This is a genomic window from Kitasatospora sp. NPDC002040, from assembly GCF_040296785.1.
Taxonomy (GTDB): Bacteria; Actinomycetota; Actinomycetes; order Streptomycetales; family Streptomycetaceae; genus Kitasatospora.
This window is the reverse complement of the sequence record NZ_JBEOXV010000010.1, coordinates 148,196-162,477: the sequence shown is the minus strand read 5'-3', so window position 1 is coordinate 162,477 and position 14,282 is coordinate 148,196. Positions and strand designations below refer to the sequence as shown.

18 protein-coding genes are annotated in these 14,282 nt (G+C 74.3%); 13 read left to right on the top strand and 5 right to left on the bottom strand.

All coding sequences use genetic code 11. The features are described 5' to 3' along the window. Positions 1–16: 16 nt before the first annotated feature. Together ABT118_RS22215 and ABT118_RS22210 are read right to left on the bottom strand one after the other, a co-directional pair. Positions 17–499 (bottom strand): SRPBCC family protein, encoded by a 483-nt coding sequence (locus ABT118_RS22215; RefSeq protein ID WP_350671592.1) that lies wholly within the window; start codon positions 497–499, stop codon positions 17–19. 117 nt (positions 500–616) lie between these two features. Then, complete coding sequence (locus ABT118_RS22210) at positions 617–1,870, bottom strand: M20/M25/M40 family metallo-hydrolase (protein ID WP_350671590.1); 1,254 nt, start codon at positions 1,868–1,870, stop codon at positions 617–619. 587 nt (positions 1,871–2,457) lie between these two features. Between ABT118_RS22210 and ABT118_RS22205 the strand changes: the two genes are divergently transcribed. The 6 genes from ABT118_RS22205 to ABT118_RS22180 all read left to right on the top strand — a co-directional run bounded on the left by ABT118_RS22205 (position 2,458) and on the right by ABT118_RS22180 (position 6,201). Beyond that, on the top strand, positions 2,458–2,766 hold the full coding sequence (locus ABT118_RS22205; RefSeq protein ID WP_350671588.1) for a GNAT family N-acetyltransferase: 309 nt from the start codon (positions 2,458–2,460) through the stop codon (positions 2,764–2,766). After that, a complete protein-coding gene (locus ABT118_RS22200; RefSeq protein WP_350671585.1) occupies positions 2,766–3,155 on the top strand; it encodes a (4Fe-4S)-binding protein in 390 nt (129 codons plus the stop codon). The genes ABT118_RS22205 and ABT118_RS22200 overlap by 1 nt, the downstream gene beginning before the upstream one ends. A gap of 81 nt (positions 3,156–3,236) precedes the next feature. Beyond that, positions 3,237–4,244: an aldo/keto reductase gene (locus tag ABT118_RS22195; protein WP_350671582.1), complete on the top strand. Its 1,008-nt coding sequence runs from the start codon at positions 3,237–3,239 to the stop codon at positions 4,242–4,244. 29 nt (positions 4,245–4,273) lie between these two features. Further along, a complete protein-coding gene (locus ABT118_RS22190; protein WP_350671580.1) occupies positions 4,274–4,855 on the top strand; it encodes a TetR/AcrR family transcriptional regulator in 582 nt (193 codons plus the stop codon). Next, positions 4,852–5,196, top strand: coding sequence for a hypothetical protein (locus ABT118_RS22185; protein WP_350671578.1), 345 nt, complete (start codon positions 4,852–4,854; stop codon positions 5,194–5,196). The genes ABT118_RS22190 and ABT118_RS22185 overlap by 4 nt, the downstream gene beginning before the upstream one ends. A 93-nt stretch (positions 5,197–5,289) precedes the next feature. Then, entirely contained in the window at positions 5,290–6,201 is a 912-nt protein-coding gene (locus tag ABT118_RS22180) for an ADP-ribosylglycohydrolase family protein (RefSeq protein WP_350671576.1), read from the top strand. Here ABT118_RS22180 and ABT118_RS22175 read toward each other — a convergent pair. Then, positions 6,168–6,434: a GlsB/YeaQ/YmgE family stress response membrane protein gene (locus ABT118_RS22175; protein WP_350671575.1), complete on the bottom strand. Its 267-nt coding sequence runs from the start codon at positions 6,432–6,434 to the stop codon at positions 6,168–6,170. The two genes, ABT118_RS22180 and ABT118_RS22175, sit on opposite strands and share 34 nt — an antisense overlap. Positions 6,435–6,821: 387 nt before the next feature. On the opposite strand from ABT118_RS22175, the gene ABT118_RS22170 reads away from it, so the two are divergent. The 6 genes from ABT118_RS22170 (at position 6,822) to ABT118_RS22145 (ending at position 11,339) form a co-directional block, all read left to right on the top strand. Then, positions 6,822–7,322, top strand: coding sequence for a cysteine dioxygenase (locus ABT118_RS22170; RefSeq protein WP_350671573.1), 501 nt, complete (start codon positions 6,822–6,824; stop codon positions 7,320–7,322). Beyond that, entirely contained in the window at positions 7,319–7,768 is a 450-nt protein-coding gene (locus ABT118_RS22165; RefSeq protein ID WP_350671571.1) for a rhodanese-like domain-containing protein, read from the top strand. The genes ABT118_RS22170 and ABT118_RS22165 overlap by 4 nt, the downstream gene beginning before the upstream one ends. A gap of 116 nt (positions 7,769–7,884) precedes the next feature. After that, on the top strand, positions 7,885–8,928 hold the full coding sequence (locus tag ABT118_RS22160; protein ID WP_350671569.1) for an ABC transporter ATP-binding protein: 1,044 nt from the start codon (positions 7,885–7,887) through the stop codon (positions 8,926–8,928). After that, on the top strand, positions 8,921–9,592 hold the full coding sequence (locus tag ABT118_RS22155) for an ABC transporter permease (RefSeq protein WP_350671568.1): 672 nt from the start codon (positions 8,921–8,923) through the stop codon (positions 9,590–9,592). The genes ABT118_RS22160 and ABT118_RS22155 overlap by 8 nt, the downstream gene beginning before the upstream one ends. Continuing rightward, entirely contained in the window at positions 9,589–10,266 is a 678-nt protein-coding gene (locus tag ABT118_RS22150) for an ABC transporter permease (protein ID WP_350671565.1), read from the top strand. The genes ABT118_RS22155 and ABT118_RS22150 overlap by 4 nt, the downstream gene beginning before the upstream one ends. Positions 10,267–10,418: 152 nt before the next feature. Continuing rightward, the gene (locus ABT118_RS22145) at positions 10,419–11,339 is read left to right on the top strand and encodes an ABC transporter substrate-binding protein (protein ID WP_350671562.1); all 921 of its coding nucleotides are present in this window, start codon (positions 10,419–10,421) and stop codon (positions 11,337–11,339) included. Between the two features lie 88 nt (positions 11,340–11,427). Here the strand turns inward: ABT118_RS22145 and ABT118_RS22140 are convergent, their stop codons facing one another. Beyond that, entirely contained in the window at positions 11,428–12,015 is a 588-nt protein-coding gene (locus ABT118_RS22140) for an aggregation-promoting factor C-terminal-like domain-containing protein (protein ID WP_350671560.1), read from the bottom strand. Between the two features lie 472 nt (positions 12,016–12,487). Between ABT118_RS22140 and yidD the strand changes: the two genes are divergently transcribed. Next, positions 12,488–12,982 (top strand): membrane protein insertion efficiency factor YidD, encoded by a 495-nt coding sequence (gene yidD, locus ABT118_RS22135; RefSeq protein ID WP_350671557.1) that lies wholly within the window; start codon positions 12,488–12,490, stop codon positions 12,980–12,982. 7 nt (positions 12,983–12,989) lie between these two features. Here the strand turns inward: yidD and ABT118_RS22130 are convergent, their stop codons facing one another. After that, positions 12,990–14,249: a multidrug effflux MFS transporter gene (locus tag ABT118_RS22130; RefSeq protein ID WP_350671554.1), complete on the bottom strand. Its 1,260-nt coding sequence runs from the start codon at positions 14,247–14,249 to the stop codon at positions 12,990–12,992. Positions 14,250–14,282: the final 33 nt, after the last annotated feature.

Here is a 14,282-nt window from a genome sequence, read left to right as displayed (position 1 = left end):
CGGCCCGGCAGGCGGCTCAGACCCGGACGAACGCCCGGCGGAGCAGGCGGACCAGCGGCGACCAGCGGGCCGGGCGGGGCAGGCGGCCGGTGGCGGCCCGTTCGAGGTTGTCCAGCAGGTCCTGGAGCAGGGCGTCGTGCAGCGGGCGGAGCACCAGCGGCCAGAACAGCACCATCCGGCCCTCGGTCCGGGCGACCAGCTCGTGCACCACCTCGCAGCGGTCGGGCCCGTCCGGGCGGACCCGGAACTCGTGGTCGCCGACCAGGCCGAGCCCGGGCGCGAAGGTGCACCGGATCCGGCGGCCGGGCTCGACCTCGCTGACGGAGTACCTGACCCGGCCGTGCCCGCCGCTCGAGCCCGCCGTGAGCCCGGCGTCGAAGCGCAGCGGCGCCCACGCGGGCACCGGCCAGACCACGTCCCCCGGCCCGCTCAGCCCGTCGAGCAGGACACCGACCCGATCGGCGGACGCCCCGATGGTCCGGCGCTGGATGTTTCGCACAGCAGCTCCCCCTTGCCGCCCGGCCCCCGCCGCACGGAGGCGCACAGGACGACCGTACGGCTCCGCCGCCGCCGCGGCGAGGGCCGGGATCCGTCCGGACGGATCCCGGCCCGGGCGCTACGGCCGCTCGCGCAGGCGGGGCAGCGGGACGGCCAGCAGGGCGGCCAACAGGGCGATGCGGGGCGCGAGTTGGTCGGTCCTGATGTGCTCGTGGCGGGCGTGCGGGCCGGCTCCGACCGCGCCGAGGCCGTCGAGGGTGGGAAGCCCCCGGGCACCGGCGATGTTGGTGTCGCCCGCGCCGCCCGCCGGGGCGCCGTCGAGGTTCTGGCCGAGCGCCGCCGCGAGCGAACGGACGTGCCGCAGCAGCGGGTTGCCGGGGCGGACCGGCCAGGTGGGACGGCTGGAGAGCACCTCGGCCCTGACCTTGGCACCGGGCCGCAGCGCGGTCAGGTGGGCCAGGTTGTCCAGGGTCCGGCGCTGGGCCTCGGGGGTGGCGAACCGGAGGCCCAGCTCGGCCTCGGCCCGGCCGGCCACCACGTTGGCCCGGGTGCCGCCGGTGATCCGGCCGGCGTTCAGCTCGGTGCCGGGCTGGTTCACCAGGCCACGCACCAGGACGAGTTGGTCCACCAGCTCGTCCACCGCCGAGATGCCCAGCGCGGCGTCGTTGCCGGCGTGCGCCTCGCGGCCGGTGACGGTGAGCCGGACCCGGCTGCTGCCCCGGCGGGCGGTCTTCAGGCTGCCGTCGGGGTGCGGCGGCTCCAGGCCGAGCACGGCGGCCGCCCCGGGCAGCTGGCGCTCCACCAGCTTGCGGCCGTCGGGGCTGCCCAGTTCCTCGTCGGCGACCACCACCAGCCGGACCGGCCGGTGCGGGCGCTGCCCGAGGTCGGCCAGCAGGGCGAACGCCCCTTCCACCAGGGCGAGTCCGGCCTTCATGTCCAGCACGCCGGGGCCGGTCAGAGCACCGTCCCGCTCCTCCACCGGCCAGTCGGCCAGGGTGCCGACCGGCCAGACCGTGTCATGGTGGCCGACCACCAGCAGGTGCGGCAGGCTCTCGTCCCGACCGGCCCAGTCCAGCACCAGGTGGTCACCGGCCTCGTTCGCCACCCGGCGGACCCGGGCGCCGGTGGCGGCGTAGCCCGCACCCAACTCCTCGGCCAGCGCGTTGAGTCGGGCGGTGTCACCGGTCGGCGACTCGATCCGGGCCAGGTCCGCGCAGCGGCTGCGGACCGCGCCGCCCAGGGCGCGGGCCCGGGAGCGGAGCGCGGACGGCAGGCCCGGGAGCGCGTCGGTGTCCGCGAACTCGGCCTCGGCGGCCGGCCGCCGGCCGGCGGGTGTATGGCCGGCCGGTGCGGCGGCGGGTTGGGGGCTCATCGCGCGCCTCCCCGGCCGCTGCCGGTATTCAGCGCCGTCTGCGAGAGCAGGGCGAGCAGCCCGGCCGCGCGGTGCGGCGATGGTACGGCGGTCCGGGCGCGACGGCGGCGAACCGCGTCGGGCAACGGCAGGTGGAGCGACCTCGGGCTGGGCAACACTGCGTCCTCCTCGCTCGGTCCGGTGACCCCGGCTCGGCCCGGGGCACCTGGGACGGCGACTCCCGCGCGCCGGTGCGGACGGGCACCGGCACGGGGGAAGCCGCGAGGTGAGCCTAGAAGATTCGTTCGTTCCCCTGCGAGGTGGCCCGGTGTTCCGCGCATCGACGACCGGCGGGAGGCAGCCGCCGCTCTGGGCGCTCCCGGCTCGGGTCGGACCGGCCGCGCTCGTTTCCACGATGGACCCCGGAGCAGATCCGTGCGCTCCGAATCGCGGGCGCGGGGCCCGGAAGCACGCCTGATGGGTGACGGGCGGTCAGCCTTTGGTACCAGTCCGGGGTCCGGGGCGGCCGTGATCGGGACCGGCGGGCGTATGGTCGGTTTGTCACGGTCTGTCAGCGGGCGGACCCGAACCGAACCGAGGGATCGACAATGTCAGGAACGGTCGACATCCAGGACGCCGCGGCGAACAGCCGGTTCGAGGCCAGGGTGGACGGGGAGCTGGCCGGCTTCGCCGAGTACATCCGCAGCGACCGGCTGGTGGTCTACCCGCACACCGTGGTGGAACCGGCCTTCGAGGGCCGCGGCGTCGGCAGCGAGCTGGCCCGGGCCGCGCTGGACGACGCCCGCAAGCGCGGGCTGCCGGTGCTGGCCACCTGCCCGTTCATCAAGGGCTGGATGCTGCGGCACCCCGAGTACACGGACCTGGCGTACGAGAACCGCAGCCGGGTCACCGACTGATGGCCGGCCCCAAGGAGTACCCCGCCGACGGGATCACGGTCGGCTTCGACCCGGCGCTGTGCCGGCACGCGGCGGAGTGCGTGCAGGGCCTGCCGGAGGTCTTCGACACCGGCCGGCGCCCGTGGGTGCACCCGGGCGCGGCAGCCCCGGAGCTGGTCGCGGAGGTGATCCGGCGCTGCCCGACCGGGGCCCTGACCTACCAGCCGGTGGTGGGCGGACCGGAGCAGCCGCAGCGGCCGACCACGGTGGAGCGGACGGCGGACGGGCGGCTGCTGGTGCGGGGGGAGCTGTGGATCGAGGGGCGGGCGGCCACCCGGGCGATGCTGTGCGGCTGCGGGAGCAGCGCCGGGCAGCCGTACTGCGACCGAAGCGGATCCTGCGGTCACTAATGACAGATATTGAAATCTGTCATCGCTCATGCCATAGTTGAGGCACCAGCCCGCGCTTTCCCGCTTCCCCTGGAGCCCCACATGAACGCCACCCCCGCCCGCACCCGCCTCGGCCGCACCGGCCCCGAGACCTCCGCCCTCGGCCTCGGCCTGATGGGCATGTCCGACCTGTACGGCCCGGCCGACGAGGCCGAGTCGATCGCCACCGTGCACGCCGCGCTCGACGCCGGCGTGACCCTGATGGACACCGGTGACTTCTACGGCATGGGCCACAACGAGCTGCTGCTGCACGACGCCCTGCGCGGCCGCGACCGCGAGTCGGTCCAGATCAGCGTCAAGTTCGGCGCCCAGCGCGGCCCGGACCGCAGCTGGCTCGGCTACGACGCCAGCCCCGCCGCCACCAAGACCGCGCTCGCCTACACGCTGCGCCGCCTGCGCACCGACTACATCGACGTCTACCGCCCGGCCCGGCTCGACCCGGCCGTGCCAGTCGAGGAGACCGTCGGCGCGATCGCCGAGCTGGTCAAGGCCGGGTACGTCCGGCACATCGGCCTCTCCGAGGTCGGCGCCGACACCCTGCGCCGGGCCGCCGCGGTGCACCCGATCAGCGACCTGCAGATCGAGTACTCGCTGATCTCCCGCGGCATCGAGGCCGAGATCCTGCCCACCGCCCGCGAGCTGGGCATCGGGGTGACCGCGTACGGCGTGCTCTCGCGCGGCCTGCTGAGCGGACACTGGCAGCACGACCGGGAGGTCGCCGCTACCGACTTCCGCGGTTTCAGCCCGCGTTTCCAGGGCGAGAACCTGACCCACAACCTGAGCCTGGTCGAGGCGCTGCGGGCGATCGCCGAAGCGAAGGGCGCCAGCGTCGCCCAGGTCGCGATCGCCTGGGTCGCCTCCCGCGGCGCGGACATCGTGCCGCTGGTCGGCGCCCGCCGCCGGGACCGGCTGGCCGAGGCGCTCGGCTCCCTCGACGTCCGGCTCACCGAGGGCGAGCTGGCCGCGATCGAGGCGGCCGTCCCGGCCGGGTCCGCCGCCGGGGACAGGTACGCTGCGGCACAGATGGCCCACCTCGACAGCGAGCACTGACCCGCCGTCGGCCCCACCGGAGGAAGACCGTGACCAGCGACAGTGCCCTGACCTCCGAGCAGATCCTCAGCGCCGCCGAGGACGTGCTGCGGCGGTTCGGGCCTGCCAAGGCCACCGTGGTCGACATCGCCCGCGCGCTCGGGGTCAGCCACGGCAGCGTCTACCGGCACTTCCCCAGCAAGGCCGCCCTCCGCGAGGCCGTCACCCAGCGCTGGCTGGACCAGGCGCACCACGACCTGGAGGCGATCAGCACCGCCTCGGGCCCGGCCGCCGAGCGGCTGCACAGCTGGCTGGCGACCCTGTTCGCGGCCAAGCGCCGCAAGGCGCTGGAGGACCCGGAGCTGTTCGCCACCTACCTCACCCTGGTCGGCGAGCTCTCCACCACCGTCGAGGCCCACGTCGCCACCCTCACCACCCAGATCGCGGGCATCCTCGACGACGGCGTCCGCCAGGGCGGGTTCCGCCCCACCGACACCGCCGCCACCGCCCGCGCGGTCTTCCAGGCCACCGCGCACTTCCACGACCCGGCCCACGCCGCCGAGTGGTCCGACCCGCGCAGCGAGAGCGACTTCGAGGCGCTCTGGTCCCTCCTCCTCACCGGCCTGAGGTGACGTCCGCTCCGGAACTCCCCGGTCCCGACCGCCCGTTCGAGCTCCCCGGCCGGCTCGGCACCGGCGACACGGCGGAGTGGGGCCGGGCCCTGCTCGGCGTCCTCAGCACCGCCAGGACCACCGGCCGGATCGGCTGGGAGGAGACCGTCCACCGCGAGCTGGTGGTCCAACTCGCGCTCGCTTCGCACGGGTTGGGCGGTACCGGGATCCCGGCGGACGCCGACGAGGTGTGCCTCGGGTTCATCCGGACCGTCACGGCGGAGGGCGAGCTCGCCGACCGCCTCCAACTGGAGCTGGCCGAGCTCGACCGCTGGGCGGCGGCGCTCGGCGTCGCCTCCTGACCGGCCCGGGCAGCGGAACAATCCGGTCGCTTCCGGCGGCACTCAACCGGCAGGATGGCGGCTCCTGTTGAGGCTCGAGGAGGAGAAGGAACCATGCGCCCCGCCCAGGACAGTCTGTACGGCCTCGCCCTCGGCGACGCCTTCGGCGACCGCTGGTTCCAGCTGCGCCCGGTGGAGGCCGACGTCGAGCTGGCCGGGCGGCGGGTGCGGCCCGCGCCGTGGCACTGGACCGACGACACCGCGATGGCCCTGGTCCTGTTCCGGCACCTGGGTGAGCACGGGGAGGTCAGGCCCGACCTGCTGGCCACCGGGTTCGCGACCGAGTACACCGTGGACCCGGGGCGCAAGTACGGCCCTTCGATGCACCAGGTGCTGCGGCAGATCGACGAGGGCGCCGACTGGCGGGAGATCACCTCGGCGATGTTCGGCGGCCAGGGCTCGTACGGGAACGGGGCCGCGATGCGGGTCGCGCCGCTCGGGGCGTGGTTCGCGGACGACCTCGACCGGGTGGTCGAGCAGGCCCGGCTGTCGGCGCTGGTGACGCACTTCAACCCGGAGGCGGTGGCCGGGGCGATCGCCGTCGCGGTGGCGGCGGCGCTGGCCGTCCGCAGCCGGGGCCAAGTGGCGCCCGGGCGGGCCGAGTTCCTCACCGAGGTGGCGGCCCGGCTGCCGGACAGCGACGTCCGGTCGGGGCTGCGGATCGCGGCGCGGTTCCCGGCGGAGACCTCGGTGCGACATGCCGCCGTGGTGCTCGGCTCGGGCCTGCGGATCTCGGCGCCGGACACGGTGCCGTTCGCGCTCTGGTGCGCGGCCGGGGAGCCGGACGACCTGCCGGGGGCGATCTGGCACACCCTCGGCGGGTGGGGCGACATGGACACCACCTGCGCCATCGCCGCCGGCGTGGTGGCGGCCAGGACCGGGCTCGACCGGGTCCCGGCCGACTGGTGGCGGGCGGTGGAGGAACTACCGGGTCAGTCCCGGGAGTTGCCGAAGACGATCCGGTAGCCGACCAGCAGGACGAAGGCGCCCGCGACGGCGGCGATCCAGGTGGCGGGGTCGTAGAAGCCGGTCGCCACCGGGCGGTGCAGGACGGCCGAGGAGAGCCAGCCGCCGACGAAGGAGCCGGCGATCCCGATCAGGGTGGTGACGATCAGGCCGCCCGGGTCGCGGCCCGGCAGGATGAACTTGGCGATGCCTCCGGCGACCAGGCCGAGGATGATCCAGCTGACGATACCCATGGTGGTGTTCCTGCCCTTCCCCTCACCGGCCCATGCGTGGGCGGGTGTCATGGGGCAGGACGCCCCGCCCCGCCCGCCCGGTTGCACTGCGCCGGGCGGGCGAAGCCGCGTGCCCACCTGCTGGTACCCGCTTGACTCGGCCGCCCCGCGCCGTCAGGATCACCCCATGGACACCGGCACCACTCTCGTCTGCCGCCTGCACGTCGATCTGCGACGCCAGGCGAGCGACATGTGTGCCTGCTGACGGTTCCACCTCGTTCCCTGTGACAGTTGCCAGGGCCTGAGCCGCCGCGTCGGCTCTTCGTTCCACCCCGCCACCGCCTTCCCGCCCGACCGCCGTCGCGCCACCGCGCCCGGCGGTCCGCTTCGGCTACCCGAGGAACCGCCATGAGTCTTGACCTCGACGCCCCGCCGTCGACCGACGCCCCTGCCGCCCTGTCGCCCGCCGCGCTGCGGGAGATCGTCCAGGCGGCGGCCGACCGCCCCGGCGACTGGCTGCCCCGGGTCCGGCTCTCCGCCGAGGAGCGCTGGTACGAGCGGCTGAGCCTGGCCGACGACCACGAGGTCTGGCTGATCAGCTGGCTGCCCGGCCAGTCGACCGGGTTCCACGACCACGGCGACTCCCGGGGCGCGTTCACGGTGGCGCTCGGCGAGCTGGAGGAGCTCTCCCTGGGCGGGCCCGAACACGGCCTGCTGGTACGGCGGTTGGCGCCGGGCGCGGTGCGCTCCTTCGGCCCCGAGTACCTGCACGACGTGCGGAACACCACCACCGGACCCGCCGTCACCATCCACGCGTACTCGCCGCCGCTGAGCGAGATGGCCAGGTACGAACTGAGGGCCGGCGGTCTGGTGCAGACCGCCTCGGAGCGGGCGGAGCAGTGGGCATGAGCGGTATCGACGATCTGGTGGAGCGGTCCCGCGCGGGCGTGCACCGCCCCGGCCCGGACGAGGCGTACCGGGCGGCGGCCGAGGGCGCGCTGCTGGTGGACATCCGGCCGGTCGGGCAGCGGGCCCGCGAGGGGGAGATCCCCGGTGCGCTGCTGATCGAGCGGAACGTGCTGGAGTGGCGGCTCGATCCGACCGGCAGCCACCGCATCCCGCAGGCGACCGGGCCGGACCTGGCGGTGATCGTGGTCTGCTCCGGCGGCTACGCCTCCAGCCTGGCGGCGGCCGCGCTGCGCGAGATCGGGCTGCCGCTCGCCACCGACCTGGACGGCGGCTTCGTGGCCTGGGAGGCGGCCGGGCTGCCGACCCGTCAGGGCGGTCACCCCTCCTACGACGAGGTGCAGCTGACGCAAGGTGACAAGGTTCGATCCGATTCGACCGATCACTGAGGTTTGCGCCCATCCTGGTCCGGGCAGGCCCTAACGTCTTCAAGATCCGAAAACCGACCGACCTGTTTCGGCCCACCGGCACAGCAAGCCGCACGGCCCCGACCGAGGACCCTCACGTGATCAGATTCGACGGCGCAGCCAAGCGCCACCCCGACGGCACGGTTGCCGTCGAAGGGCTGGACCTTGATGTGCCCGCCGGCCGAATAACCGTGCTGGTCGGCCCGTCCGGATGCGGCAAGACCACCCTGCTGCGGATGGTCAACCGGATGGTCGAGCCGACCGGCGGACGGGTGCTGCTGGACGGCACCGACGTCGCCGAGCTGGACGCGGCCAAGCTGCGCCGGGGCATCGGCTACGTGATCCAGCAGGCCGGCCTGTTCCCGCACCGCAAGGTGATCGACAACATCGCCACCGTGCCGTACCTGCTCGGCTGGGACAAGAAGAAGGCCAGGGCCAGGGCGGCCGAGCTGCTGGACCTGGTCGGCCTCGCGCCGGAGACCGCCAAGCGCTACCCGTTCCAGCTGTCCGGCGGGCAGCAGCAGCGGGTCGGGGTGGCCCGGGCGCTGGCGGCGGACCCGCCGGTGCTGCTGATGGACGAGCCGTTCAGCGCGGTCGACCCGGTGGTCCGGGCCGGTCTGCAGGAGGAGCTGCTCCGGCTCCAGAGCGAGCTGAACAAGACGGTGCTCTTCGTCACCCACGACATCGAGGAGGCGGTCCGGCTCGGCGACCAGGTGGTGGTGCTGCGCGAGCACGGCCGGATCGCCCAACAGGCCGATCCGCACACCCTGTTGACCTCCCCGGCGGACGAAGACGTGGCCGGCTTCCTGGGCCGGGACCGGGGGCTGCGCGGCCTCGGCCTGCGCCCGGCCACCGGCATCGCGATCCGCCCACTGGCCGACGGCACCGAGCACGGCGGCTGGGAGCTGGCGCTGGACCCGGCCGGCCGGCCGGTCGAGTGGCGGCACCCGGCGCACCCCGCCCGTCCGGCCATCGGGTTCCACCCCGGCACGGACACCCTGCGGACCGCACTGGACGCCGCCGTGCTCTCCCCCGCCGGAGCGGCCGTGGCGCTCGACGCCCGGGGCCTGGCCACCGGCACCGCCGACCGGGCCGACGTGCTGGCCGCGCTGACCGAGCACCCGGTGGCCACCGGTGGCTGACGACGAACCGCTGGTCCGCTGGAAGTGGATCGCCGACCATCTCAACTACCTGGCCCAACTCGCCCTGGACCACGCGGTGATGGCGCTGGTCCCGGTGCTGATCGGCCTGCTGCTGGCGGTGCCGCTCGGCCTGCTCTGCGCCCGCCACCCGAGGCTCTACCAGCCGGTCGCGGTGGTCTTCAACACGCTGTACGCGCTGCCGGCCGTGGCGATCTTCATGCTGCTGGTGCCCTACACCGGGCTGGGCGAGGCGGGCACCGTGATGATCCCGCTGACCTTCTACGCGCTGGCCCTGCTGCTGCCGACCACGGTGGAGGGCCTGCGGGCCACCCCCGAGGCCGTCCGGCAGGCCGCCACCGCGATGGGCTACGGCCACTGGCGGCGGCTGGTCGCGGTCGAACTGCCGTCCTCGGTCCCCTACCTGATGGGTGGACTGCGGGTCGCGGCCGTCTCCAGCATCTCGATGGCGGCGGTCGGCGCACTGGTCGGCCGGGGCGCGCTCGGGTACCTGTTCATCGACGGGTTCCAACGGACCTTCACCACCCCGATCCTGGCCGGCATCGTACTGATCGCGGCCCTCGCGCTGCTGGTCGACGTCGCCCTGGTGCTGGCCCGGCGGCTGCTCGCCCCGTGGGCCGTCCGCTCGCAGGGGGCCGCGCAGTGAACTGGATCGACTGGCTGCACACCTTCTTCACCTCGCCCGCCCGCCAGAGCGGGCCGGACTCGATCGTGCACCGCCTGGCCGAGCACTTCGCCTTCACCGGTGAGGCCCTGCTCTACGCCGGACTGCTGTCCGTCCCGCTCGGGCTGGTGCTGGGCTACACCGGCCGGGGCTCCGCCCTGGTGACCCTGCTGGCCGGCACCGCGCGGGCACTTCCCACCCTCGGCCTGGTCACGCTGGTGGTGCTGCTGGCCGGCATCGGCCGCAGCGCCGTGCTGATCCCGCTGGTGGTGCTCGCCGTCCCACCGCTGCTGGTGGCGGCGGTCGAGGGGGTCCGGGGCACCGATCCGGACCTGCGGGACGCCGCCCGGGGCATCGGGCTGACCCACCCCCAGGTGCTGTTCCAGGTCTGCCTGCCCGCCGCGCTGCCCGCGCTGCTGGCCGGGCTGCGCAGCGCCACCGTCCAGGTGATCGCCACCGCCACCGTGGCCGCGTACGTCGGCCTCGGCGGCCTGGGCCGGTACGTGATGGACGGGCTGGCACTCCGAGACTTCCCCGCCGTGGCCGGCGGGGCCGTGCTGGTGGTGGCGCTCGCGCTGCTCACCCAGCTCCTGTTCGCCGGGCTGCTCCGGTACGCGCTGCCACCAGGCATCCGACCCCGGCGCTCCGTCGACTGACCGACCAAACCCGACCGGACGCCGGTCCCTGTCGAAGCGAACCTGACACTGTCATGTGTGGAGATCGTCAAAAGCGCCCACCGCGCCGCGATCTCCGGGGGAGCATGGGCCCGCGTCCGTACCACTGCCAATCCGCTGACAAAGGAATCTCCATGACCACCCGTCTGCTCAGAACCGCCACTGCTGCCGCCCTCCTGCTGGGTGCGGCGGCGTGCAGCTCCTCCGGCAGCGGCGACCCGCTGGCGGCCCCCTCCACCTCGGCCCCCGCTGCGGGCTCCGGCAAGACCGTGGTGATCGGCTCGGCCAACTTCCCCGAGAACGTGCTGCTCGCCTCGATCTACTCGCAGGCCCTCAAGGCCAAGGGCGTCAAGGTCGAGGAGAAGTTCAACATCGGCAGCCGCGAGGTGCTCTACGGGCAGCTCAAGAGCGGTGCCCTGACCGTGCTGCCGGAGTACAACGGCGCGCTGCTGGGCTACCTGGACGCCAAGAACCCGGCCCTGACCGGCGGCACCGAGGCCGTCAACGGCGCGCTCGCCACCAAGCTGCCGGCCGAGCTGGCGCTGCTGGACTCCGCCGCCGCGCAGGACAACGACTCGCTGACGGTCAGCCAGGAGACCGCCACCAAGCTCAACCTGAAGAGCATCGCCGACCTGGCCGGCAAGTCCGCCGAGCTCGTGATCGGCGGCCCGCCGGAGTTCAAGAACCGCAGCGAGCCGCTGCTGAAGGACAACTACGGCCTCACCTTCAAGGAGTGGAAGCCGACCGGCGAGACCACCGCCAACGCGCTGAAGGACGGCAGCATCCAGGTCGGCAACGTCTTCACCACCGACCCGAAGATCGTCACGCTCAAGCTGGTCACGCTGACCGACCCGAAGAACATCTTCAGCACCCAGAACGTCACCCCGCTGGTGAACAAGGCGGGCGTGGACGCCACCGCGACCGCCGCGCTCAACAAGGTCTCGGCCAAGCTGGACACCAACGGCCTGACCGAGCTGATGAAGCGGGTCGCGGTCGACAAGGAGGACCCGGCCACCGTCGCCAAGGACTGGCTGAAGACCAACGGCCTGATCTGACGCACCGTCCGCACGCCGCAAGGCCGCGGCCCCCGTCCGGTGTTCCGGACGGGGGCCGCGGCCTTGCTCGTGGCGCCGGGGGCGCTGCTCAGTACCAGTGGTGGCTCTGCCAGAACGACCAGGCGGCGTTCGGGCTGCCGTAGCGGCTGTTCATGTAGTCCAGCGCCCACTTGATCTGGGTGGCCGGGTTGGTGCGCCAGTCGGCGCCGGCCGAGGCCATCTTGGAGCCGGGCAGCGCCTGGGCCAGGCCGTACGCGCCGGAGGAGGCGTTGGTGGCCTTGAAGTTCCAGCCGCTCTCATGGCTGATGATCCTGCTGAAGGCGGCGTACTGGGCGGCCGGGACGATGCTCCGGGCCAGCTCCCTGACCGCGCTCGGGCTGGTGCCGACGGTGGCGGCGGACAGCTCGGACCGCTGCTCGGACCGGGAGGCGACGGCCGGGCTCTCCTCCTCCTGCTTCGGCTGCACCGCAGGCTGCTCGACCGCGGCGACGGCGGGCTGCTCGACCGCGACGGCCGGGGCCGGGGTGCCGACGGCGACCGCGACCGGGGCGGCGACGGCGTTCTCCTCGGGCAGCGCCACGGCCACCGCCGAGGCGGCGCACGCGGTCGCCAGACCGGCGGAGGCCACCATCAGGGTGGTGCGGCGGCGCATGACGGCAAGGAGGGAGCTACGCATGAAGGGGAGGACCTCACTCGGTGGACCGGCCCGGGGGCGCACCGCTGCCCGGTCGGCCGAGGGCCGTTACCAGGGGCAGCCGCACCACCGGCCGTGAGCGCCCCGTACTGCTCCGGGCGCCTGGCGGTGCACTCCCCCGACCGGTCCGACCGTACGGCGGCCGGTGCGACAGGCGGGAGTGCCTTGCGACTCCACCAGTCTTGACGCCGCCCCTACCCGGCCACAAGCGCACCGGCTACGACGAGGCGTCGTAGCCGTGCCTTCGCCTTCGACCGCCGGCCGTGCCACCACCTGGCAAAGCCGCCCACCGGCACCGCCGGACCTTCGAAACCACTGTGGTCGGCCTCACGCCGCCCGGCACGCTCCGTCACCGGACCGACACTCCGGGAACCGCTGACAGCAGCCCGGCCGCCGCGTACGCTACCGCTGCCGGTGCACCGGACCGGCCGTTCCGAGGGAGCACAGCACGCCCATGGAGACACCCGTCAACCCGCCGCCGCGCGAACGCCGCCGGTCCTGGTGGTGGCTGCCCGAGCAGGAGCGCCGGGCCCGGCGGGAGCACCGCCGGGCGCACCCCCGCCGGAAGGCCAGGCGGCAGGTGAACGACAACTGCAGCCCCGACTGCGGCGACGGCTGCGGCGACCCCTGCCTGATCGCGCTGATCCCGGTGGTGCTGACCTCGGCCGTCCGGTTCGCGGTGCGCGGGCACCGGGCCGGTGCGGACCCGTCCGCCCCCGTGCCCGCAGGCCGGACGGCGGCCGCGCTGTACGGCGCCGTCCACCACTACCGGACCAGGATCAGCCCGACCCGGCGGGCCTGCTGCCCGTACGCACCGTCCTGCTCGACCTACGCCGTGCAGGCGCTGCACCGGCACGGCGCGGCGCGCGGGGCCCGGCTCACGGCCGGCCGGCTGCTCCGCTGCCGGCCCGGTACCCGGGGCGGCAGCGACCCGGTGCCGGGGAGCTGACGGGGGCTCAGCCCTTCGTGCGGGGGCGGCAGAGCAGCAGGAAGGCGGCCAGCGCGACCGCGGCGCACCCGGCCACCACCGCGCCGAGCACCGCCACCGAGGGCCGGTCGCCCAGGCTGCTGAGCGGGGCGACCAGGGCGCCGCAGCTGAAGGTGCCGACGCCGATCAGGGCCGAGGCGGACCCGGCCGCGTGCGGGGCCATGGTCAGGGCCTGCACGGAGGAGTTCGGCAGCACCAGGCCCATGCCGGCCATCAGCAGGAACAGCGCGGGCCACACCCCGGCCAGCCCGACCGGCCAGACGGTGGCGAACAGGATCAGCACGACGCCCGCGAGAGCGGCCGCCCCGACCCCGATCAGCATCAGCCGGTCCATCGGCACCCGCTGCACCAGGACCCGGCCGTTCAGCTGGCTGAAGCCCACCACCGCGAGGGAGTTGACGGCGAACACCAGGCTGTAGGTCTGCGGCGAGATCTGGTACTCGCTCTGCAGCACCACCGAGGACCCGCCGACGTACGCGAACAGCGCGCCGAAGCTGAACGAGCTGGTCAGCACGTACCCGGCGAAGCGCCGGTCGCCGAGCAGCCCGCCGATCGCCCGCAGGGTGGTGCCGAGGCCGTCGCCGTGCCGGAGCTCCGGCGGCAGCGACTCGCGCAGGGTGAGCAGCACCCAGGCGGTGATCACCGCGCCGAACACCACCAGCGCCAGGAACGCGCCCCGCCAGTCGGTGAAGCGGAGCAGCTGTGCGCCGACCGCCGGGGCGAAGATCGGGGCCAGCCCGCTGATCAGTCCGAGCGAGGCCATGAAGCGGACCATCGCCACCCCCTCGAACCGGTCCCGGGCGATCGCGCGGGCGATCACCAGACCGGCGGCACCGGACAGCCCCTGGAGGAAGCGGCCCGCCACCAGCACCCCCACCGAGCCGGCGAACGCGCAGATCAGGGTGGACAGGGTGTAGAGCACCATCCCGGCCAGCAGCGGGCGGCGGCGGCCGAGCCGGTCGCTCAGCGGACCGAACACCAGCTGACCGATCGCCAGGCCGAACAGCGAACCGGTCAGGGTGAGTTGGACCGCCGGTGCGGTCGAGCCGAGGTCCCGGGTGAGCCCCGGTATCGCGGGCAGGTACAGGTCGGTGGTGAGCGGGCCGAGCGCGACCAGGCTGCCGAGCAGCGCCACCGTGGCCCGTCCCGGCGGTGCGCCGGCGGGTGCGGGCCCGTCCGCGGTCCGGTCGGAGGTCGACCCGGTGGTCTCGGTGGTCGGGCCTGTCATGGGGCTCCTCAGGGGTGGTCGGTTCCCCTGTCC

What these genes read in the sequence shown, in the direction of transcription:
- ABT118_RS22140 (WP_350671560.1), bottom strand. Translation starts at nt 12,015, where the DNA reads ATGCGTAGCTCCCTCCTTGCCGTCATGCGCCGCCGCACCACCCTGATG.
- ABT118_RS22130 (WP_350671554.1), bottom strand. Translation starts at nt 14,249, where the DNA reads ATGACAGGCCCGACCACCGAGACCACCGGGTCGACCTCCGACCGGACC.
- ABT118_RS22145 (WP_350671562.1), top strand. Translation starts at nt 10,419, where the DNA reads ATGACCACCCGTCTGCTCAGAACCGCCACTGCTGCCGCCCTCCTGCTG.
- ABT118_RS22165 (WP_350671571.1), top strand. Translation starts at nt 7,319, where the DNA reads ATGAGCGGTATCGACGATCTGGTGGAGCGGTCCCGCGCGGGCGTGCAC.
- ABT118_RS22170 (WP_350671573.1), top strand. Translation starts at nt 6,822, where the DNA reads ATGAGTCTTGACCTCGACGCCCCGCCGTCGACCGACGCCCCTGCCGCC.
- ABT118_RS22210 (WP_350671590.1), bottom strand. Translation starts at nt 1,870, where the DNA reads ATGAGCCCCCAACCCGCCGCCGCACCGGCCGGCCATACACCCGCCGGC.
- ABT118_RS22175 (WP_350671575.1), bottom strand. Translation starts at nt 6,434, where the DNA reads ATGGGTATCGTCAGCTGGATCATCCTCGGCCTGGTCGCCGGAGGCATC.
- yidD (WP_350671557.1), top strand. Translation starts at nt 12,488, where the DNA reads ATGGAGACACCCGTCAACCCGCCGCCGCGCGAACGCCGCCGGTCCTGG.
- ABT118_RS22180 (WP_350671576.1), top strand. Translation starts at nt 5,290, where the DNA reads ATGCGCCCCGCCCAGGACAGTCTGTACGGCCTCGCCCTCGGCGACGCC.
- ABT118_RS22195 (WP_350671582.1), top strand. Translation starts at nt 3,237, where the DNA reads ATGAACGCCACCCCCGCCCGCACCCGCCTCGGCCGCACCGGCCCCGAG.
- ABT118_RS22205 (WP_350671588.1), top strand. Translation starts at nt 2,458, where the DNA reads ATGTCAGGAACGGTCGACATCCAGGACGCCGCGGCGAACAGCCGGTTC.
- ABT118_RS22200 (WP_350671585.1), top strand. Translation starts at nt 2,766, where the DNA reads ATGGCCGGCCCCAAGGAGTACCCCGCCGACGGGATCACGGTCGGCTTC.